Source organism: Azospirillum largimobile (genome assembly GCF_977007025.2).
In genome coordinates this window covers 577,402-597,800 of sequence record NZ_CDRMUA020000001.1, presented here as the reverse complement: position 1 = coordinate 597,800, position 20,399 = coordinate 577,402, and the positions used below count along the sequence as shown (strand labels likewise).

At 68.0% G+C, this 20,399-nt stretch carries 19 protein-coding genes; 6 read left to right on the top strand and 13 right to left on the bottom strand.

From position 1 onward, the window contains the following. Positions 1–88: 88 nt before the first annotated feature. The 3 genes from ACWPKK_RS02840 to ACWPKK_RS02830 form a co-directional block, all read right to left on the bottom strand. A complete protein-coding gene (locus ACWPKK_RS02840; RefSeq protein ID WP_452000912.1) occupies positions 89–1,453 on the bottom strand; it encodes a glutamate--cysteine ligase in 1,365 nt (454 codons plus the stop codon). A gap of 48 nt (positions 1,454–1,501) precedes the next feature. Next, the gene (locus ACWPKK_RS02835) at positions 1,502–2,281 is read right to left on the bottom strand and encodes a 16S rRNA (uracil(1498)-N(3))-methyltransferase (RefSeq protein WP_452000910.1); all 780 of its coding nucleotides are present in this window, start codon (positions 2,279–2,281) and stop codon (positions 1,502–1,504) included. 169 nt (positions 2,282–2,450) lie between these two features. Next, complete coding sequence (locus ACWPKK_RS02830; RefSeq protein WP_324869577.1) at positions 2,451–2,834, bottom strand: response regulator; 384 nt, start codon at positions 2,832–2,834, stop codon at positions 2,451–2,453. 232 nt (positions 2,835–3,066) lie between these two features. Between ACWPKK_RS02830 and ubiA the strand changes: the two genes are divergently transcribed. Then, entirely contained in the window at positions 3,067–4,014 is a 948-nt protein-coding gene (ubiA, locus tag ACWPKK_RS02825; RefSeq protein WP_452000908.1) for a 4-hydroxybenzoate octaprenyltransferase, read from the top strand. 230 nt (positions 4,015–4,244) lie between these two features. Here the strand turns inward: ubiA and ACWPKK_RS02820 are convergent, their stop codons facing one another. Beyond that, positions 4,245–5,084 carry a CHAP domain-containing protein gene (locus ACWPKK_RS02820; RefSeq protein WP_452000906.1) on the bottom strand — a complete coding sequence of 280 codons (840 nt, stop codon included), beginning with the start codon at positions 5,082–5,084 and terminating at the stop codon, positions 4,245–4,247. 142 nt (positions 5,085–5,226) lie between these two features. Here ACWPKK_RS02820 and ACWPKK_RS02815 point away from each other — a divergent pair, with 142 nt between their 5' ends. Next, positions 5,227–5,886: a class I SAM-dependent methyltransferase gene (locus ACWPKK_RS02815; protein WP_452000904.1), complete on the top strand. Its 660-nt coding sequence runs from the start codon at positions 5,227–5,229 to the stop codon at positions 5,884–5,886. Between the two features lie 47 nt (positions 5,887–5,933). Here ACWPKK_RS02815 and ACWPKK_RS02810 read toward each other — a convergent pair whose 3' ends face one another. Next, positions 5,934–6,539 carry a uracil-DNA glycosylase gene (locus ACWPKK_RS02810; protein WP_452000903.1) on the bottom strand — a complete coding sequence of 202 codons (606 nt, stop codon included), beginning with the start codon at positions 6,537–6,539 and terminating at the stop codon, positions 5,934–5,936. 154 nt (positions 6,540–6,693) lie between these two features. Between ACWPKK_RS02810 and ACWPKK_RS02805 the strand changes: the two genes are divergently transcribed. Beyond that, on the top strand, positions 6,694–7,104 hold the full coding sequence (locus ACWPKK_RS02805) for a 4a-hydroxytetrahydrobiopterin dehydratase (protein ID WP_452000901.1): 411 nt from the start codon (positions 6,694–6,696) through the stop codon (positions 7,102–7,104). 221 nt (positions 7,105–7,325) lie between these two features. Here the strand turns inward: ACWPKK_RS02805 and dgcA are convergent, their stop codons facing one another. The 8 genes from dgcA to minC form a co-directional block, all read right to left on the bottom strand. Next, a complete protein-coding gene (gene dgcA, locus ACWPKK_RS02800) occupies positions 7,326–8,318 on the bottom strand; it encodes an N-acetyl-D-Glu racemase DgcA (RefSeq protein WP_452000899.1) in 993 nt (330 codons plus the stop codon). A gap of 105 nt (positions 8,319–8,423) precedes the next feature. Further along, entirely contained in the window at positions 8,424–9,470 is a 1,047-nt protein-coding gene (locus tag ACWPKK_RS02795) for a methyl-accepting chemotaxis protein (protein WP_324869570.1), read from the bottom strand. A 378-nt stretch (positions 9,471–9,848) separates the two neighbouring features. Beyond that, on the bottom strand, positions 9,849–11,177 hold the full coding sequence (locus ACWPKK_RS02790) for a methyl-accepting chemotaxis protein (protein ID WP_452000897.1): 1,329 nt from the start codon (positions 11,175–11,177) through the stop codon (positions 9,849–9,851). Continuing rightward, positions 11,152–11,676 (bottom strand): PAS domain-containing protein, encoded by a 525-nt coding sequence (locus ACWPKK_RS02785; RefSeq protein WP_324869568.1) that lies wholly within the window; start codon positions 11,674–11,676, stop codon positions 11,152–11,154. Before ACWPKK_RS02785 ends, ACWPKK_RS02790 begins: the two co-directional genes overlap by 26 nt. A 254-nt stretch (positions 11,677–11,930) precedes the next feature. Continuing rightward, a complete protein-coding gene (locus ACWPKK_RS02780) occupies positions 11,931–13,352 on the bottom strand; it encodes a CRTAC1 family protein (protein ID WP_452000895.1) in 1,422 nt (473 codons plus the stop codon). Positions 13,353–13,633: 281 nt separating this feature from the next. After that, positions 13,634–13,993 (bottom strand): cell division topological specificity factor MinE, encoded by a 360-nt coding sequence (gene minE, locus ACWPKK_RS02775; RefSeq protein ID WP_149223124.1) that lies wholly within the window; start codon positions 13,991–13,993, stop codon positions 13,634–13,636. After that, a complete protein-coding gene (gene minD, locus ACWPKK_RS02770; protein ID WP_149223123.1) occupies positions 13,990–14,805 on the bottom strand; it encodes a septum site-determining protein MinD in 816 nt (271 codons plus the stop codon). The genes minE and minD overlap by 4 nt, the downstream gene beginning before the upstream one ends. 94 nt (positions 14,806–14,899) lie before the next feature. Further along, positions 14,900–15,667: a septum site-determining protein MinC gene (gene minC, locus ACWPKK_RS02765; RefSeq protein WP_246024252.1), complete on the bottom strand. Its 768-nt coding sequence runs from the start codon at positions 15,665–15,667 to the stop codon at positions 14,900–14,902. 795 nt (positions 15,668–16,462) lie between these two features. Here minC and ACWPKK_RS02760 point away from each other — a divergent pair. The 3 genes from ACWPKK_RS02760 (at position 16,463) to ACWPKK_RS02750 (ending at position 20,335) form a co-directional block, all read left to right on the top strand. Then, positions 16,463–17,218, top strand: a complete 756-nt coding sequence (locus ACWPKK_RS02760; protein ID WP_452000893.1) for a PhoH family protein — start codon at positions 16,463–16,465, stop codon at positions 17,216–17,218. A 216-nt stretch (positions 17,219–17,434) separates the two neighbouring features. After that, positions 17,435–19,645 (top strand): bacteriohemerythrin, encoded by a 2,211-nt coding sequence (locus ACWPKK_RS02755; RefSeq protein WP_452000891.1) that lies wholly within the window; start codon positions 17,435–17,437, stop codon positions 19,643–19,645. A 75-nt stretch (positions 19,646–19,720) separates the two neighbouring features. Further along, positions 19,721–20,335: an SCO family protein gene (locus ACWPKK_RS02750; RefSeq protein ID WP_452000889.1), complete on the top strand. Its 615-nt coding sequence runs from the start codon at positions 19,721–19,723 to the stop codon at positions 20,333–20,335. Positions 20,336–20,399: the final 64 nt, after the last annotated feature.

Sequence of the window (20,399 nt, the reverse complement as noted above, 5' to 3'; positions counted from 1 at the left end):
TTGGTCGCAGAGCAGCGGCAGTTCCCTCTCCCTCGAAGAGGGGGAGGGTTAGGGAGGGGGCCTCACCTCGGCAAAGCCCCCGCTCCCCTCAGTACGCATACTCCTTGAACACCGGATCGACGCTGCCGCCCCAGGGGCCGTTGAACTTCTCCAGAAGCTCGTCGGCCGGGCTGCGGCCGGTCTCGGCGATGACCTGCAGGGTGTCGAGGAAGTGGGTCTCGTCGTCGCCCCAATTGTCGTTGCGGGCACGCCGCGCCAGCCCGTCGCGGGCGATCGCCACCACCTCCCGGGCCACCTCGCGAACCGTCCCATTACGGAACGTCGTGCGCAGGCCCGACCGCGGCACCTCGGCGCGCAGATGCGCGCGCTCCTCCGTGGTCCAGTCCTTCACCAGATCCCAGGCCGCATCCAGCGCCACCTGATCGTAGAGCAGCCCGACCCACAGCGCCGGCAGGGCGCACAGGCTGCGCCATGGGCCGCCGTCGGCGCCGCGCATCTCCAGATACTTCTTCAGCCGCACTTCCGGGAAGGCGGTGGTGGTGTGGTCGGCCCAGTCGGTGATCAGCGGCAGCTCGCCCGGCAGGGCGGGCAGCTTGCCGTCCATATAGGCGCGGAAGGACTGGCCGGCCGCGTCGATGTAGGTGCCGTCGCGGTAGACGAAGTACATCGGCGTATCGAGCAGGTAGTCGACGTAGCGCTCGAAACCGAAGCCGTCCTCGAACACGAAGGGGATGTCGCCGGTGCGGTCCGGATCGGTGTCGGTCCAGATGTGGCTGCGGAAGCTCTGGAAGCCGTTCGGCTTGCCCTCGGTGAAGGGCGACATGGCGAACAGCGCGGTCGCGATCGGCTGCAGGGCCAGCGACACGCGGAACTTCTTCACCATGTCCGCTTCGGACGCGAAGTCCAGGTTGACCTGCACGGTACAGGTGCGCGTCATCATGTCGAGGCCGAGCGAGCCGACCTTCGGCATGTAGTCGCGCATGATCTTGTAGCGGCCCTTGGGCATCCACGGGATGTCGTCGCGCGTCCATTTCGGCTGGAAGCCCAGCCCCATCATGGCGATGCCGAGCTCCGCCCCGACCTCCTTCACCTGGCGCAGGTGGCGGTGCACCTCGGCACAGGTCTGGTGCAGGGTCTCCAGCGGCGCGCCCGACAGTTCGACCTGCCCGCCCGGCTCCAGCGTGATGTTGGCCATGTCCTGGACCAACGCGATGATGTTGCCCTTCTCCTCCACCGGCTGCCAGCCGAAGCGGGTCATGCGGGTCAGCAGTTCGCGGATGCCGTCCGGCCCGTCATAGGGCAGCGGCCGCAGGTCGGAGGTGCGGTAGGCGAACTTCTCGTGCTCGGTCCCGATGCGCCAGTCCGGCGCCGGCTTGCTGCCAGATTCGAGATAGGCCACCAGTTGGCGGCGGTCGGTGATGGGTTCGCCGCGCGTGGTCGGGGGTGCGGACATGAAGTCTCTCGCGGGAAGTGGACGGAGGAACGGCCGGATGGCGGCCGGTTAAGGGGTCGGCGCGCGGAAAGGCGGACGCCGGTCGCTTCCCCCGGCAGTCCAATCCCCGGCCAAGGACTGCCAGCAAGCCAGCGCCGCCACCACCGCCGTATCGGCCCGCAGGATGCGCGGACCCAATCCCACCGGAACAACAAAGGGGAGTTTGGCAAGTTCGTCAAGTTCCGACTGGTCGAAGCCGCCCTCCGGCCCGACCAGCAAGGCCGCGGGACCGGGGGGCGCGTCGCGCAGCACATCGGCGATGGGGCGGGCGGAGCCGGCCTCCGCGCACAGATAGAGCCGGCGATCGGCCGGCCAGTTGGCCAGCGCGCGGTCCAGCGGCAGAGCCTCGCCCATCTCCGGCACGCTCAGGCGCTCGCACTGCTCGGCCGCCTCCACCGCATTGGCGCGCAGGCGGTCGATGTTGACGCGGTTGGGATCGGTGCGGCGGGTGAAGACCGGCCAGAGGCGGGAGATCCCCATCTCCGTCGCCTTTTCGGCGACGAAGTCGATGCGGCCCTTCTTCAGCGGGGCGAACAGAAGCCAGAGGTCCGGAGTCGTGTCCTGTTCCCGCCGCTGGTTCGCCACGGTCAGCGAGCACCAGCCCTTGCCGAAGCCATCGATCACCGCGCGCCATTCGCCGTCGCGGCCGTTGAACACGGCGACCGGATCGCCGCGGTCGAGCCGCAGGACATGGCGCAGGAAATGGGCGCGCTCATGGTCCAGCCCGACCGACTGGCCTTCGGCCAGCGGGCTGTCCACATACAGGCGGGTCTTGATCGGGTCGGCCATGGCTGTCGTCTCCGCGGGGCGGCGCCGACTATAGCCGGCTGCGGGCGTGCAAGTCAGCACATCAGAGACAACGGTGACGCGCAGGGGCGGTGCGCGGAAAATGGATGGCGGGCCGGAGCGCGGGGGATCAGGCTTTCACGACCGGACCGCTGCGATCAAACTGGGGCGATCAGACCGGGGCGATCACGGCCTCGATCTGACGGCGCAAGTCGTTGGGCTGGACGGGCTTGTGCAGGATACGCACCTGTTCGGCCTTGGCGGCGGCCATCAGTTCGGCACCGGTGTCGCCGGTCAGGATGATGGCGGGAACGGCAACGCCGCAGGCCTCGCGCACCGCACGCACGGCGGTGATGCCCGACCAGCCGTCGCGCAGCCGGTAATCGGACAAGATCACGTCCGGAACCGGATGGCCCGGCAGCTTCGCCAGGACGGTTTCCACATCCTCGGCGGCCAGTACCCGGTAGCCCCAGGTGTCCAGCATGATCTCCATCCCGGCCAATATGATCGACTCGTCGTCGATGACGATGGCGAAACGGTCCGGTGTTGCGTTCATGTCCATTTAAGATAGCAGACCGCTGAGGTTACAACGAAGAAACAGTATTGGTGCGATTTTAGCGCGTGCAAGCCCCCGACCTGCTATTTTCCATAGCGACAGCCCGGGCCTAACGCCGCACCCACCTCGCACCCGGCCATGGCAGCGTGCTTGCCGCCTGGACGGCAGCCCGATACCTTCGCGCTGATTGCCTGTTCAGACATCTCAATAGCACAGCGGGAACGCCGCCGTCATGCCCACCGCCTCCACCGGTCCCACTCTTCCCGACTCAGGCTTTACAGACATCCGCCAGGACGGGTGGCTCGCCCGCCGCGTGCCGGCAGCTTTGCGCCCCTATGTCACACTGGCACGGCTGGACCGTCCGATCGGGACATGGCTGCTGCTGTTCCCCTGCTGGTGGAGCGTGGCCCTGGCGATGCCGCAGCCCTTCCGCGACTGGCCGTCGCTGCTTTGGCTGATGGCGCTGTTCGGTATCGGCGCCGTTCTGATGCGCGGCGCCGGCTGCACCGTCAACGACATCCTGGACCGCAAGTTCGACGCGATGGTGGAGCGCACCCGCTCCCGCCCGATCCCGTCGGGACAGGTGTCGGTGCGTCAGGCGCTGGCGTTCCTGGTGCTTCAGCTGCTGGTGTCGCTGCTGGTCCTGCTGCAGCTGGGGATGACGGCCATCGGGCTGGGCGTGCTGTCGCTGGCGCTGGTCTTCACCTACCCACTGATGAAGCGCATCACCTGGTGGCCGCAGGCCTTCCTGGGCCTGACCTTCAACTGGGGCGCCCTGATGGGCTGGGCCGCGGTGCAGAACGATGTCGGTTGGCCGGCGCTGGCGCTCTATGTCACCGGCATCGCCTGGACGCTGGGGTACGACACCATCTACGCCCACCAGGACAAGGAAGACGACGCCCGGATCGGCGTGAAGTCCACCGCGCTGCGCCTGGGCGACCAGAGCAAGATCTGGATCTACGGCTTCTACACCCTGACCTATGTCGGAATCGGCATTGCCGGCCGCCTCGCCGGTCTGGGCGGCCTGTTCCTGCCGGTGCTGTCGTTGGCGGCGCTGCAACTGGCCTGGCAGGTCGCGACATGGCGGCCGGACGATCAGGGCGACTGCCTGGACAAGTTCAAGTCCAACCGCTGGTTCGGCTGGCTGGTTCTGGCGGCCATTTTGGCCGGGAAGATTTAGGGAGGCGTTGGTGGGGAGGGGGTTGGCTTCGATTGCCCCCTCCCTAACCCTCCCCCTCTTTGAGGGAGAGGGGACTGCCGCCGCCTCGCATAAGGCCCCCTCTCCCGCGTAAGCGGGGGAGGGTTGGGGTGGGGGCATCGTCTACTGACGCTCATACACCCGCACAAACAAAAAGGGCGGAGCAAAGCCCCGCCCTTCCTGAAATCCTGATCGCCCAAAGCCTGCCCCGCTCAGCGCTCGCTGGTATCGGCCAGCTGGGCGACGGAGCTGGTCGAGCCGGGCTTGCGTCCGGGGGCGACGGTGCGGCGGCTGCCGGGCGCGGCGGCTTCGGCGACGGTGACCGGAGCGGCATGCGAGGCACCCGGCTTGCGGACCGGAAGCACCGCGACGTCCGTGCGCTGCGGCTTGGCGTGGGAGGCGACGGCGGTGGCCGGCAGGCTCTGCGGCTTGCGGCCGGGAACCGAGACGCTGTGGCCCTTCTGCGGGTGCAGCGACGCTTCCATCATCCGCGGGCCATTGGCCTTGGCACGGCCGCGCGGGCTGCTGCTGAAGCCCTGGTCCATGCCGCGGTCGCCGGCATCCAGCATCCGGCCGCCGCGCGGGGAAGCCTCCTCCCCCTCCGGCATGATGAATCCGTAGGCGGCGTAGACGCGCAGGCCCATCTGGTCGGTCGGCTCGTGCCAGACGCGGACGGCGGACCAGTCGTTGTTGCGGGAAACGTCGACCACCCGCATGCCGCGGCGCAGCCCGTCGCCATCGATCCAGCTGTGGTCCACCTCGATGGTGCGGCGGTCGATCACCGCGCTGACCAGCGAGACGTGGCCACGGCGCATATGGCCGGTGCGCTTGAAGACGAGGACGGAACCGACGGCGGGGCGCTGGTCGCGGTCATACTGGCCGGCGGCATGGTCCCACCAGGTCCAGGCGTCGCCGCGGATCGTGAAATCGGAGATGGAGCGGACGGTGCGGACGCAATCGCCGTCTTGTGCGGCAGCCGTCGACACGGTAAGGGGGCTGAGCGCGATCAAAGCCGCAAACGAAAGGCCGATGGCGGTTCCCCTCTGCCGCATGATTCCCCCAATCCCTCTGTTTTCCCCTGGCGAGAACGGGTAACACGGGTTCGCAGCTGTGTCTACACCGTTTGAAATGTGTAACATTCAAAAGCCATCGACCAGCATACCCCCAACAGCGGAGTCCCTCGGGAAGCCTCGTATGAACAACGCATCTCCGCAAGATTTCGTCCGCGACAACACGGCGCTGACGACCACGCCGCTGTTGCCGGAAATCCAGCTTCATCTTGCCACCGAGGTCACACCCCTCTGGCAAGCCACCGAGGAGACCTTGGCCGCTACGAATTTGCCACCGCCATACTGGGCTTTCGCTTGGCCGGGCGGACAGGCCGTGGCGCGGCTGTTGCTCGACCGGCCGGAGCTGGTGGCCGGCAGGTCGGTGCTCGATTTTGCCGCAGGCACCGGGCTGGTCGGCATCGCCGCGATGATGGCGGGGGCGGCGCGGGTCCAGTGCTGCGACATCGACCGCTTCTCGCTCGCCGCCATTGCGCTGAATGCCGAGGCCAACGGGGTGGAGCTCAAGGCGGTCAGCGCCGATCTGGTCGGCCGGCCCCTGCCGGGCATCGATGTCGTGCTGGCCGGCGACGTCTGCTACGAGAAGCCGATGGCCGAACGGGTGACGGCGTGGCTGCGCGAGATCGCGGCGACCGGAACGCTGGTCCTGCTGGGCGATCCCGGCCGCGCCTACTTCCCCGCCGGCGGTGTCGAGAAGGTGGCGAGCTACACCGTCCCGACCTCGCTGGAGCTGGAGGACAGGGAGGCGCGCGAAACGACGATCTGGCGCCTGCTGGCTCAGATTTAGCGATCGGATTCACACTTCAGATCGATTCCGATCTTACGTGATCCGATCTAACGGCTGAGGCGCGAGACGGCCAGCCGCAGGTCGGCCAGGAATGTCGGCTGTTCCACCAGCTGGCCGCGCAGCAGGTAGCTGGGGTGGAAGGTCGGAACCACCTCCACCCCCTCCAGCAGCCGGCAGGGCAGCACCTTGCCGCGCAGCTGCAGGATGCCGTTCTCGCCGGTCAGCGCCCAGGTCGGCGTGCGGCCGAGCGCCACGATCACCGACGGACGGTAGTCGGCGAGCGTGGCGCGCAGATGCTCGATCTCGTCGGCGAACTCGGCGAGCAGCCGATCGGACGTGCCGAAGGCGCCCCAGCTCTCGTCGATCTCCCGCCCCTCCTTGCGGGCGCGGGCGCGCGAGGCGAAGAAATGCCCAACCTTGTTGCCGGGCGGCTGGTAGCGGAAGACGTTGGCGACCAGGCATTCCGCCCGCTCGATCCCCACGGCGGCCAGCGATTCGTCCAGCAGCTTGCCGCTGCGACCGACGAAAGGCGTGCCCTGCCGGGCCTCCTCCGCCCCCGGCGCCTCGCCGACGATGGCGAGCCGCGGCCCGTCGACCGGCTTGGTCGGGTATTGGTAATCGGCGAAGGGCATGTCGGTGCGCAGGTCGGTCATCGGATCGCTTCCAGAAATCTTGCCAAATGGGCGCAGTCGGGGCGCCGGGCTTGCCGAAGCGCCTGCCCGAACCCAAGCTTGTAGGCGGTAAGGTTCCAGCCCAGACCGCCCAACCTACAAACAAGCCCAACCTGCAAACAAGGGAGAGACCGGGATGACACCGCAAACACCGGCGACACAGGAACTGGCCGGCAAGACCTGCGAGCCCTGCCGCGGCGGAATACCGCCGATGGACCGCGCGATGGCCGCCTCCTATCTGGTGCAGGTGCCGGGCTGGGTCATGAAGGAAGACCCCGACCGCATCGAGCGCGACTTCAAGTTCCCCGACTTCGTCCAGGCCCAGGCCTTCGCCAATCAGGTGGGCAACCTGTGCGAGGCCGAAGGCCACCACGCCGACATCCATTTCGGCTGGGGCCACTGCCGGGTCGCGTTCTGGACCCACAAGATCAAGGGCCTGCACGAGAACGACTTCATCATGGCCGCGAAGGTCAACGGGATGGCCGACGCGCCCTATGTGCCGGCGTCCGTGGGCACCCCGCCGCCGCCTTATGTGCAGGGGGCGTGAGGGTTAGACCTTCTCCAGTTGAAGAAGTTAGACCCCCACCTAACCTCCCCCGCTCTCAGCGGACCTACGGTCCGCCTGCCGCGTCAGCACAAAGCAGAGCTTTGTGCGAGAGCTGGGCGGGGGAGGGACTGCCGCTGAACGCCGACAAAGGTCCATTTCCCTCCTCCGCCCAGCGGGGGAGGGTCAGGGTGGGGGCAATCGGAGCCAACACCTAACCTTCCCTACCCCCACAACTCCGCCAGCGGCGGCTGGACCACCGCGCCGTCATAGTGCAGCCCCGGCTCGCGGTCGCGGGAGAGCAGCAGCGGACCGTCGAGGTCGACGTAGCGCGCGCCCTGCCCGACCAGGATCGCCGGCGCCATCGCCAGCGAGGTCGCCACCATGCAGCCGACCATCACCTCGAACCCCATGGCATGGGCGGCGCGGGTCATCGCCAGCGCCTCCGTCAGGCCGCCGGTCTTGTCCAGCTTGACGTTCACCACCTGATAGAGCCCGCGCAGCTTATCAAGCGATTCCAGCCCGTGGCAGGATTCGTCGGCGCCCAGCGGCACCGGGCAGGCGACTCCGCGCAGGGCATCGTCCTGGCCGGCGGGCAGCGGCTGCTCGATCATCTCGACGCCCAGGCCGGCGAGCACCGGAGCGAAGCGGTGCAACTGGTCCAGCGTCCAGCCCTCGTTGGCGTCCACCACCAGCCGGGCGGCGGGCGCGGCGGCGCGGACGGCGCGGACCCGGTCGAGGTCGCCCTCCCCCGTCAGCTTCATCTTCAGCAGCGGATGGCGCGGCGCCCGTTCCCGCGCCGCGGCGGCCATCGCCTCGGGCTCGTCGACGCTCAGCGTATAGCAGGTGACCAGCGGCCCCGGCGGCTCGGCCAGCCCGGCGAGCTTCCAGGCGGGCACGCCGCTGCGCTTGGCCTCCAGGTCCCACAGGGCGCAATCCAACGCGTTGCGGGCCGCCCCTGGTGGCATCAGCCGGGACAGCGCATCGCGGCCCAGCCCACCGGCGACCGCGCCTGCCATCGCCTCCAGTGCAGCGACGACTCCGTCCACGTTCTCGCCATAGCGGGCGTAGGGCACGCATTCGCCACGGCCGCGGTGCGGACCGTCGGTCACCTCCGCCACCACCACGGCAGCTTCGGTCTTGGCCCCGCGCGAGATGCGGAAGGAGCCGCGGATCGGGAAGCTCTCCCGGCGGACGGTCAACTGCTGGGCGGACATGATCGCGAACCCCGAAACGGAACAGGGCCGGGAGTGTATCCCGGCCCTGCCCTTTTCCGCGACAGTGAAGGCGACAGTCGAGGCCGCCGTATCAGCGTTCCTGTATCAGCGTTCCTGAATGATCACGCCGTACCAGCCCAGCCCCTTGTAGGTCTCGTAGCCGGGGGTCAGGGCATAGCCGACGATGCGGTTCCTGTCGTCGATGTAGTGGCCCATGGAGCCGGCATTGCGACGCAGCGGCACCGTCTCCGTCAGCAGGCCGCGCCCGTCGGACGAGGCGATCACCCGATGACGGGCGTCGAGCAGCAGGCAACGCGACTTCTCGCGCTCCCCGGCCTCCAGCCGCACGCCCTCGACCACGGCGGCAGCCTGCGGCTCCCAGTCGAAGAAGATGCCGAGCACGCCGATGGCGTCGCCGTCCGACTCGCCGTCGCGCCGGATGGCGGTGGCATAGGTGGCGACGACACGGTCGTCCAGGCTGCGGTTGCGGGCGACGTCGCCGACCGTGAACTCGCTGCCGTTGCGGGTGGCCAGCGCCTGGCGGAACCAGGGCTCGTCCGACACGTTGGCGCCGCGCGCGCCCGGATAGCGGTCGGGCCGGCCGTTGGCGATGACGGTGCCGTTGCGGTCGGCGATCCAGAGGTCGAGATAGACGGTGTAGGATTCCAGGATTACGCCCAGCCGGCGCGAGGCATGGCGGCGCGCCTCTTCGCCCGGGTCGGCGGCGCAATCGACCACCGCGCTGTCGGTCGCCCACCAGCGCACGTCGCAGGAGCGTTCGTACAGGTTGCGATCGATGATCTCGATCATGTTCAGCGACAGGTCGGCCAGCCGCTTGCCGTGCATCTCCTGCACCATGGCGCTGCCGGTGGTGGTCAGGTGATCGACACGGGCGACGATCTCCGACCGCAGTTCCTTGGTGATGCTGTTGACCTGCGTCGAGATCTCCGACACCTCGTTGGCGACGACGGCGAAGCCGCGCCCGGCGTCGCCGGCCCGCGCCGCCTCGATCAGGGCGTTCATCGCCAGCATCTTGGTGCGCCGGGTAATGTCCTCGATCAAGGACACCTTCTTCGAGGCAACATCCAGCACGCCCCGCGACAGCTCGAACAGATCGGTGCCCGCCATGCTCATCGTCTTGTCCCCCGTCATGACCGTCCCTGTTTCCCCTTCATCAAAAGCCGTGCCAACGGTCGCCGGTTCTCCGCGGGCCGCCCACCCTTCCCGATTTCCGCGGCACTTGGCCGCGGACGACACCCTTGGTCCGGATGTTTCGGAAGTGTCGTACGGTTAAGATGCTGAAACTAAAGGCAGGCTGGCGTGAGGTTGCTCAACGGGTCGTGGCGTCGGCAGTCATACGCCAGCCATATTGCCGACTGGTAACACGATTTCTCGCTAAATTCGTAATAAAAAGTCCACGCCGCGTGGAAATACGCCAGATCAATTCCGCATTGCGGGATCTCATGCACATGCTGTGCACATTCGCCGGGCAGTTGATGCGATGCGCGTCACCACGCCGGGAAAGCGCCGTCAGGCGACGCGATGCATCTCGTCAAGGAAACGCTGGACCTCGCGGGTCAGCCGGTCGGCTTCGGCCGCCATGCGTTCGGACGCGGCGAACACCTCGTGCGCGGTGCCGCTGGTGCGGCCGGCGGCATCGGTGACCTCGCGGATGTCGTCGGACACGGCACGGGTGCCGGCGGCGGCCTGCTCCATGTTGACGACGATCTCGCGCACGGCGGAGCCCTGCTGCTCGATACCGGCGCTGATGCCGGCCGCGATCTGGTTGATCGAGGTGATGGTGCGGCCGATGCCGACGATGGCGCCGACCGCCTCGTCGGTGGAGGACTGGATGCCGGCAATCTGGGCCGCGATGTCGCCGGTGGCCTTGGCGGTCTGGTCGGCCAGCCGCTTCACCTCCTGCGCCACGACGGCGAAGCCCTTGCCGGCCTCCCCTGCCCGTGCCGCCTCGATCGTGGCGTTCAGGGCCAGAAGGTTGGTCTGGCTGGCGATGTCGTTGATCAGGGTGATGACGTCGCCGACCGTGCGCGCCGCCCCCGACAGCGTGGCGACCAACGCGTTCGACCGCTCGGCCTCGCCGGCCGCGGTTTCGGCGACGCGGGCGACATCGCCGATCTGGCGGGCGATCTCGGCGATGGAGGCGGACAGCTCTTCCGTCGCGGCGGCGACGCTGCCGACATTGCTGCCGGTCTGCGCCGCGGAGGCCGCGACCGAAGAGGCCTTGCCGGTCGCCTGGGTCGCGTCCGTCTCCATGGTGCGGGCGGAGACCTCCAGCTGATGGGCGGTGTCGGCCACCTCGCTGCAGACGCTCTGGATCTGGCCCTCGAAGCGCTGGGTGACGCCGGCGAAACCAGCGACCTTCTGCGAAATGCTCTCGGTCGCCGCATTGATGGTGCGGCTGGCGTGCAGGAAGCCGCCCTGCATGCCGCGCAGCACGATCCGGCGGAAATACTTGTGCTCCGACACCGCATGCATGGAGGCCGTCGCCTCGCGCACGAAGGCGTCGGTGCGGTCGATGGCATCGTTGGTGGCGTGCATCAGTTCGCCCAGCGCCCCGCCCTCGCGGATGCCGATCACCCGCGCCTCGAAATCGCCGGCGGCGACGGCACGGTTGACCGCGGTCAGCTGCCGCACCACCGCGCCGGCGCGGCGCAGGTACAGACCGGCCCCGCCCAGCGTGGCGAGCCCGGCCAGCGCCAGACCGGTGCGCAAAGCGACGCCACCGGCATTCAGCAGCTCCACGACCAGCAGGACCGCCAGCGCGACGAGGCCAAGCGCGACCAGCCAACCGGCCCGGGTCAGGGACGACGCGTTAGAGGGAGAAGACGAATTCGTCATACCCGATTCCCTTTTCGGCCAGCAGGGCGAGGACGGCGGCGAATCCGGCCTCCATCCCCTGCTTGCGGTCGGCGTGGCTGTCCTCGATTTCGAGGAGCTGACGGTAGAGCGGGATGACCTTGTCCAGCGCCGACCGCTCCGGCACCCGGCGGGAGGAGTGGTAGCCGATCACCCGCCCGTCCACGTCGAAACTTGGCGTGACATGGGCGAAGACCCAATAATGGTCACCGTTGCGGGCGCGGTTGACGACATAGGCGAAGATCTCCTGCCCCGCCTCCAGCGTGACCCACAACAGCTTGAAGACGCAGCGCGGCATGTCGGGATGGCGCACGATGGAATGGGGGGCGCCCATCAGCTCCGATTCGCTGTAGCCGGCGACCTGCTGGAACACCCGGTTCGCATAGGTGATCCGCCCCTTCAGGTCCGTCTTGGAAACGATGACTTCATCCGGGTCGAAGAAGCGTTCCACCCCCGTCAGGGGAACGTCGCGTCGTGCCATGTGCCTTCCGGTCTCCCGCATCCCTGACCCGCCCGGATCATGCCGGCCCAGCATGATGGCCCCGGCATGGTCCTTCATCGCGGCGAAAACCGGCGGCAGGGACGGATTATGTCCGGATCGGCATGCCGCGCGATGCCCCGCACCGCGGGCGCCGCAACGATTTGCACTGTAATGTGACGGAAGCTTGCAGGAAAGGCCCTACCTATTGCGGTGCTGAAATATTTGGGTACGGACGATGGAACGGATCAGCCGCCTTACTCCGGCGGATAGGGAACGATCAACAGCCGGTCGGCCGGCGGGTCGTCCACCGTCACCACGGTGCCGTCGGGCCAGCGCACCTCCACCTGCTCCACCGCATGGAGCGGACCCAACCCGAAATGGGCGACCGGTTCGCCCTGGCAGAGATAGCCGGAGCCGGCGCACACCGCCCGGCGCTGGCGTCGTCCGCCGGCGGTCAGGCTGACCACCGCACCGCGGGCCGGCGCCCCGAAGGGAGTCAGCGGCTGCACGCGCAGCCAGCCATTGTTGGTCGCCTCCGGACGAAAGACCGACAGCGGCTGCGCGCTGCCCTCTGCGCCGTGGCCGCCGCCATGGGAGCCGTGGCCGCCATGAGAACTGCCAGAACTGCCATGCGCCAGGATCAGTTCCAGCCGCCCGTCCCCATCGATGTCGGCCGCGACGGCACCGGTGCCGAGGCCCTTCGGCTCGGCGGCGTCGCCAAGCTCCAATTCCTGCCACAGGTCGTTGCGCCAGCCGAACAGGCGGTTAGGCTCGCCATGGGCATGGAAGAACAGCTCTTCATAGCCGTCATTGTCGAAATCGGCGGCGACGACGGTGAAGATGCGGCCGGGCATCGAAAAATCGGCACCGGCCGCTTCGACGAAGCCGCCGCCCATGCGCTGCTGGAAATAGCGCTGCGCCCCGTCCCAGGTGCCGACCACCAGGTCGAACAGCCCGTCGCCGTCGGCGTCCAGCGCCACCACCGCACGGCCGGACGGACGCGAATCGGCGATGCCGCGCTCTTCCGCGATCTCCTCGAAATTGCCGTCGCCGAGGTTGCGGAACAGCTCGTTGGGACCGCCGTCGTTGACCGTCACCACATCCATGTGATCCGAGACGATCGACAGGGCGGTGACGCCGCGTGCCGCGCCGATCGAGTCCAGCCCGGCCTCCTCCGCCCCATCCTCCAGCCGGCCGCGGCGGGTCAGCTCGTATAGGCGCAGGGGTCCGCCGTCCGTCGCCACCAGGAAGCCGTAGCGGCCGTGACCCCAGCGGTCCATCGCCGCGACCGCGCCGGCGGCGGTGTGGTTGGCGGCGCCGGCATTCTCCGCCTGGGCGAACAGGTCGATCCAATGCTTGCCGAAGCAGGCGAACAGCCGGTCGGCCATGTCCTTGGAACCGGTAGCGCGGTCGCAGTTGACGACGTAAAGCTCTTCCCGCCCGTCACCGTCGATGTCGGCGGCGGCAAGCCCCAAGGCGGGACCGGCGGGATCGGCCAGCAGCGGACCGGCGACGTCGACCAGCCGGCCATCCACCCATTTCAAGACGAGGTTGGCGGTGCGGTAGCCGGCCACGACCAGTTCGAAGGCCCCGTCGCCGTCGATGTCCGTGACCGCAATTCCGTTCGATGGCCGCGGCGGGTTCTCGGCGATCAGCGACGAGCAATCGAGGAACATCGGCACCCTCTTGTCCCGTGGTCGGTCCGCCGCCAACAGTCCCGTCCGGCCCCCGGACCTGTCATCGGGCAGGCCTTTGGAGCCATTGGCCTTTCGTGCGGCGTATCCCTGTTGATACCCCGTCCCCGCCCGCCCGTAAACCCGGACGGATGATCAGGGGCGGCCTATGTCCGATGCAGATGTGCGATGCGGAAGCCCCAAACGCAAAATCCCCCCGGCGCGGCTGCACCGGAGGGATCCCGGAGGTTCAGGCGAAGGCCGCAACGGGTGCCGCCCCCGGCTCAGATCCGCTTCTTCGCGCCCGAGTTGCCGGCCGCACGCTTGGCCGCGGCATCGTCGTTGCCGGCCGGCTTCTCCGCCGCCTTGGCCGCGGCTGCGGCCTTGGCCTGCTCGCGGGCCGGCAACTCGATGTTGACCTCCAGCGTCGAACAATCGCCGCCGCGGTCGAGCTTCACCTCGACCTTGTTCTCGTCGATGTTGACGTATTTGGCGATGACCGCCAGCAGTTCCTGCTGGAGCATCGGCAGATAGTCGGGGCCGCTGCGCCCGGCGCGCTCGTGCGCCATGACGATCTGCAGACGCTCCTTGGCCTGGACGGCCGACGCGCGCGGTGCCGCGCGGAAGAAGTTGAAGATGCTCATGCGCTCCTCCGCAGGAGCCGGCTGAACAGGCCCTTCTTCTGGGGGGTGACGAAGCGATGCTCGATGTCCTCGCCCAGGAAGCGGCCGACCGCATCCGAATAGGCCAAGCCGGCGTTGGAGACCTCGTCGAGGATCACCGGCATGCCGACGTTGGAGGCGCGCAGCACGGCCTGGCTTTCCGGGATGACGCCGAGCAGCGGGATCGCCAGGATCTCCAGCACGTCGTCGACCTTCAGCATCTCGCCCTTCTCGACCCGCTCCGGATCGTAGCGGGTCAGCAGAAGCTGCTGGGTCACAGGCTCCAGCCCCTGCTCCGCCCGGCGGGAGCGCGAGTTCAGTACGCCCAGGATGCGGTCGCTGTCGCGCACCGACGAGACTTCGGGGTTGGTGACGATGATCGCGTGGTCGGCGAAATAGAGCGACATCAGGGCGCCGCGCTCGATACCGGCCGGGCTGTCGCACAGGATGTAGTCGAATTCCTTCGACAGCTCGTTCAGGACCTTCTCCACCCCCTCGCGGGTCAGCGCGTCCTTGTCGCGCGTCTGCGAGGTCGGGAGGATGTAGAGGTTCTCGATCCGCTTGTCCTTGATCAGCGCCTGGTTGAGCTTCGCCTCGCCATTGATGACGTTGATGAAGTCGAAGACCACCCGGCGTTCGCAACCCATCACCAGATCCAGGTTGCGCAGGCCGACGTCGAAGTCGATGACGACCGTCTTGAAGCCGCGAAGCGCCAGTCCGGTCGCGAAGGCCGCGGACGAGGTCGTCTTGCCGACACCGCCCTTGCCGGAGGTCATGACGATGATCTTGCTCAACGGAGCCTCTCCCATAATCCCAAAGTTGCCGTCACCGATACCATAGACGTTCCGAAGATTTCACCCTTCGGAAAAGATCCTATCCTACCGCGTCTCAGCCCGTCTTCAGAAGGTCCATGCTGAGGACGCCGTCGCGCAGGAAAACCTGCACGGCTTTCTTGTAAAAGTCACTGCCGATGTCTTCGCTGATGCGATAATTGCCTGCGACCGATAGCACCTCCGCCTCCAGGCTGTGGCAGAAGATGCGGGCGTTGGTGTCGCCGGAGAAACCGGCCAGCGCCCGGCCGCGCAATGCGCCATAGACATGGATGTTGCCGTCGGCCAGCAACTCCGCCCCCGGGGAAACGGAGCTGGTGACGATCAGGTCGGTCTTCTCGGCATAGACCCGCATGCCGGAGCGCACCGGTTCGGTCACCACCACGGTCGGGCGGTGGACGACCTCGATCAGCACCTGCGGCGCGGCGACCGGCGCCTGCTGATCCGGTTGGCGGGGATCGGGGGCCTTCACCACCTCTTCCAGCTTGGCGGCGCGGCCCGACGGCATCGGCGTCAGGCCGACATTCATCGCCGCCTCGCGCACCGCCTGCGGTCCGCCCTGGAAACCGACCGGCAGCAGGTTCAACGCCTGCACCTGCGCCACGAAGGCGCCCAGGTCGAAGACGATGGACTCCGGCAGGTCGTCGAAATCCAGCACGACCGGCGCGTTGTGGAAGAAGTTGGGCGCCTGGCGCACCTTGACGTTCAGCTGGGTGAAGAAATTCGGCGATGTCGGAGCAAAGACCTTCAGCACCATCATGGTGAAGGAGTTGCCACGCAACTGGAACGGCACATCCCGTTCGGCGACCTGACTGGCGCTGCTCACCGTAGCCTTCCCGTTCGTTCCTGCCGTCCCGTGCCGTGCGTCCGGTCCGCCATGCGTCTGGTTCCGCCCTGCGTCCGGTCCGGAGCCGATCGCCATCGCGCCCGGCACCGGCATCGAGCCAGCCAATCCGCGCCTTCTAGCCGTCCGCAGCGGTTGGATTCAAGAGTTTCCCCGCCCCCATGGGTGACAATCGAATGCCGCGCCCGAACGCCGGGCCATCGCCCGGCGACGGACAAATCCCCACCCCGCCCGGCCATCGCCGACAGCGACGGCCTCGGGCCGCGGCCGTCCACCTGCGCGGACAGGCCAGGGTTGCAGCATATCGTTCGATTTCCCCCGTGGCCGCACAGTGTAATCAAAGCGTCCGGCAGCGGCAAAGCCTTTCGGCCGCATCAGCCGGAAGGCCATCCGGCGGCCGATGCGGCTCGGCGGAAAGGGTTACCAACCCCGCCCCTTCGGGTTTCCTGCGGCACCCACACCACATCTAGTATGAATATTTCGCGTCGGCCGCAATTTTGCCTGACGCCGTGCGTTGAGACCGGTACAGTCAGGATGCGTGGCTTCCAACGACGACGAGGTTCTCTTGCACCTTGTTTCGCTTATAGAGCACCTCCCCCGTCGGCCCGCACCGGCATGTCCGGATCCGGCACGACGCCCGGCAGCAACGCCCGGCGAAGCACTCATCAACGAGCATCCATGCGCCCGATCGAGCCTCCCCCTGCGGGAGGTTTTTTTGTGCCCGGATGCCGGCGTGCCTGACTCCGGCGCCACCCCCACCATTCGAGGAGATGCGACATGGCCAAGCGTTCCAGCAAAGGCATCGCCGCGGCGGACGACTCCACCGTCCACCCGCTTTTCCCCGGCATGAGCAGCCCCGCCGCCACCGGCTGGGATCCGCTTGGTGGGAGCGACGACCGCCGCGACCAGAGCTACGTCCGCAAGGTCAAGCCGCAGAACCCCAACCAGAAGCTTCTGATGGACGCCATCAAGGCGCACAATCTGGTGGTGGCGCTCGGACCGGCCGGCACCGGCAAGACCTACATCGCCATCTCCTCGGCGGTGGAGGCCCTGGAATCGGGCAGCGTCGATCGCATCGTCCTTTCCCGCCCGGCGCTCGAGGCCGGCGAGAGCATCGGCTACCTGCCCGGCGACATGCACGAGAAGATGGCGCCCTTCCTGCGCCCGCTCTACGACGCGCTGACCGACCGGCTGGGGTCGAAGCGGCTGCGGATGATGATGGCCGACGGCACCATCGAGATCGCGCCGGTGGGCTTCATGCGCGGCCGAACCCTGAACAACGCCTTCGTGGTGATCGACGAGGCGCAGAACTGCACCTACGCGCAGATCAAGATGCTGCTGACCCGGCTGGGCTGGCATTCCACCATGGTGCTGACCGGCGACCCCGACCAGACCGACCTGCTGGACAACCTGTCCGGGTTGGCCGACATCGCCCGGCGGCTGGAGGCGGTGGAGGGCATCGCCGTCGCCCGCCTGACCGAGAAGGACATCGTCCGCCATCCGCTGGTCGCCAGCATGCTGACGGTGCTCTGACCGCGGCCATTCGCCGCAATGTTGCACGGGAGGCGTCGATGCGGCGCCTCCCGCCCGTCGATATCGGCGGCCTCGCCTCTCACACCCTGCTATGGTTGCATCTATGACATTCAGTTGAGCGAAACATAGGATATACGAGCAAATAGGCTTGACGGCCGAGCCAACCCCGGCAAATGTCCACAAAATTTTAAGGACATCGCCGAGGGGGCCGCAGCCGTGACCGTTGCCGTGTTCGAACGCATCAGCATCCGGGGCAAGATCGCATTGATCCTGGCGGCGGCGGGTGTTGGGCTCGTCCTGATCGCCGTGGTCAGCCTGATGGGGCTGCGTGCCGAGATGATGGCCGACCGTCGCGACAAGACCCGCAACGTGGTGGAGATCGCCCACAGCCTGATCACCCATTTCGAGGCGCGCGAACGTGCCGGCGCCCTCTCCCGCACCGAGGCGCAGGCCGGCGCGAAGGCTGCGCTGAAGGCGTTGCGTCACGACGGCGAAGAGTATTTCTTCGTCACCGACCTCAGCCCCCGCATGGTCATGCACCCGATCAAGCCGGAGCTGGATGGCACCGACGTGTCGCGCAACGCCGACCCCAACGGCAAGCTGCTGTTCCAGGATTTCGTGCGCGTGGTGAAGGCCGAGGGCGCCGGATTCGTCGATTACCTCTGGCCGAAGCCCGCGTCGGCGGAGCCGGTGGCGAAGCTGTCCTACGTCAAGGGATTCGCCCCGTGGGGCTGGCTGGTCGGATCGGGCATCTACATCGACGACGTCGACGACGCCTTCCGCCGCGCCGCGTGGCGGCTGGCCGGCACCGGGCTGCTGATCGCGCTGGCCGCCGGGCTTCTGGCGCTGCTGGTCAGCCGGGCCATCGTCCGGCCGCTCGGCGGGCTGGGCCGGGTCATGCAGGATCTGGCCGGCGGCAACAGCGCGGTCGCCGTGCCCGGTCTCGGCCGCGGCGACGAGATCGGCGCCATGGCCCGCACCGTGGAGGTCTTCCGCGTCCAGCAGATCGATCTTGCCGGCCATTGGGAGCGGCAGAAGATCGAGCATCGCGTGGGCGAGCAGCGCGCCCAGGCGCTGAAACGGCTGACCGACCGCTTCGACGCCACCATCGCGGAAACCATCCGCACCGTCGGCACCGCCGTCGGCACGCTGGAGACCACCGCCCGCGCCCTGTCCGCCACCGCCGACCGCAACCGGCGCGAGGCGACCTCCGTCGCCGGCGCCTCGCAGCAGGCGTCGAGCAGCGTGCAGACCGTCGCTTCGGCGGCGGAGCAGTTGACCGGCTCCATCGCGGCGATCGGGCAGCAGGTGGTGACCTCGTCGGCCATCTCCACCCAGGCGGTGGAGGCATCGCACAAGGCGGGGGAGCGGATCGACGGCCTGGGCCAAGCCGCCCAGAAGATCGGCGAAGTGGCCGACCTGATCGCCGGAATCGCCGGCCAGACCAACCTGCTGGCGCTGAACGCCACCATCGAGGCGGCACGGGCCGGCGAGATGGGCAAGGGGTTCGCCGTGGTGGCGGGCGAGGTGAAGACGCTCGCCAACCAGACCGCCAAGGCCACGGAGGAGATCGCCCGCCACATCGCCGAGGTGCAGGAAGCCACACGGACCGCCGTCGCCGCCATCCGCGAGATCGGCACCATCGTCGCCCGCAGCGACGAGATCGGCACCTCCATCGCCGCCGCCGTCCGGCAACAGGGCGCGGCAACCGGCGAGATCGCCCGCAGCGCCGGAGAGGCGGCGGAGGGAACCCGGCAGGTCTCCACCAGCATCGACGCCGTGTCCGACGCGGCGCTGGAGACCGAACGGTCGGCCGGCGCGCTGCTGGACGCCGCCGGCGGGCTGTCGCGGCAGGCGGAGTGGCTGCGCGGGATGGTCGACGCCTTCCTGGTCAATGTCGAGGCGATCAATGCGGCACCGCTCGCCGCGCTCCACGACGTCCCGCCGGACGGGTCGGAGACCTTCATGCCCTGGACCGACAGCCTGGCGGTCGGGGAGGAGGGAATCGACACCGACCATATGATCCTGATCGCGCTGATGAACGAGGCTGCCTCGTTGGCGCGGCAGGCGAAGGGCTCCTCCGGCGGCAACACCGGCGACCGCCGGGCGCTCGGTGAGGCGATCGGCCGGCTGATGGCCTACACGGTCCTGCATTTCGAGCAGGAGGAGCGGCTGATGGACCAATGCGGCTATCCCGACGCCAAGGCCCACAAGGCCCAGCACGAGGCTTTGCGCACCCAGGCCGGCGACCTGCGCCGCCGGCTGGATGCCGGCGACTCCGTGGCGGACGAACTGCTGGCCCTGACCCGCGAATGGCTGTTCGAACACATCCAGCGCGCCGACAAGCGGATCGGCGAGCATCTGGCCGCCATTCGCCAAACGGCCGGCGGTGCAATCGAGCCGTCTACGGCCAAACGGGCGGCGTGACGGGCATATGGCCTACGGACTGACCGCGCCCTGCCTCTTGACCTGGGCGGCAGGCGGCCCCATTCCTGACGCATCATGAAGGCACGACTCATCCGCATCGCCGCCGCCTCCGTCCTCGCCATCGCCGTGTCCGCCGGCGTCGCCTGGTGGCAGGTGCGCAACGCCGCAACGACCGTGGAAGCCGGCGCGAAGACCGCCGTACCCATCGGCGGGCCCTTCGCGCTGACCGACAACCGCGGACGCACCGTCACCGACGCCGATTTCCGCGGCAAGTACATGCTGATCTATTTCGGCTATACCTACTGCCCGGACGTCTGCCCGACCGAATTGGGGGTGATGACCCAGGCGCTGGACAAGCTGGGTCCGAAGGCGGAGCAGGTGCAGCCCGTCTTCATCACGGTCGATCCGGACCGCGACACTGTGGCGCACATGAACGATTATGTGGCGTTGTTCCACCCCCGGCTGGTCGGGCTGACCGGCACGGCGGAGCAGGTGCGCGATGCCGCCCGCGCCTACCGCGTCTATTACGCCAAAGCGCCGCAGAAGGATGGAAAGCCCGAGGATTACCTGATGGACCATTCCAGCTTCATCTATTTGATGGGGCCGGACGGAAAGTTCGTCGGCGTGTATCCCGGCGGCACCGGGGCGGACAAGATCGTGCAGGATCTGTCCGGACGGATCGCCGGCTGAGCTGCGCAGAGGGGGTGAAAAGCCCTCAAAAAACCCGGAAAAGCGGTCATACCACCGGGTTTTT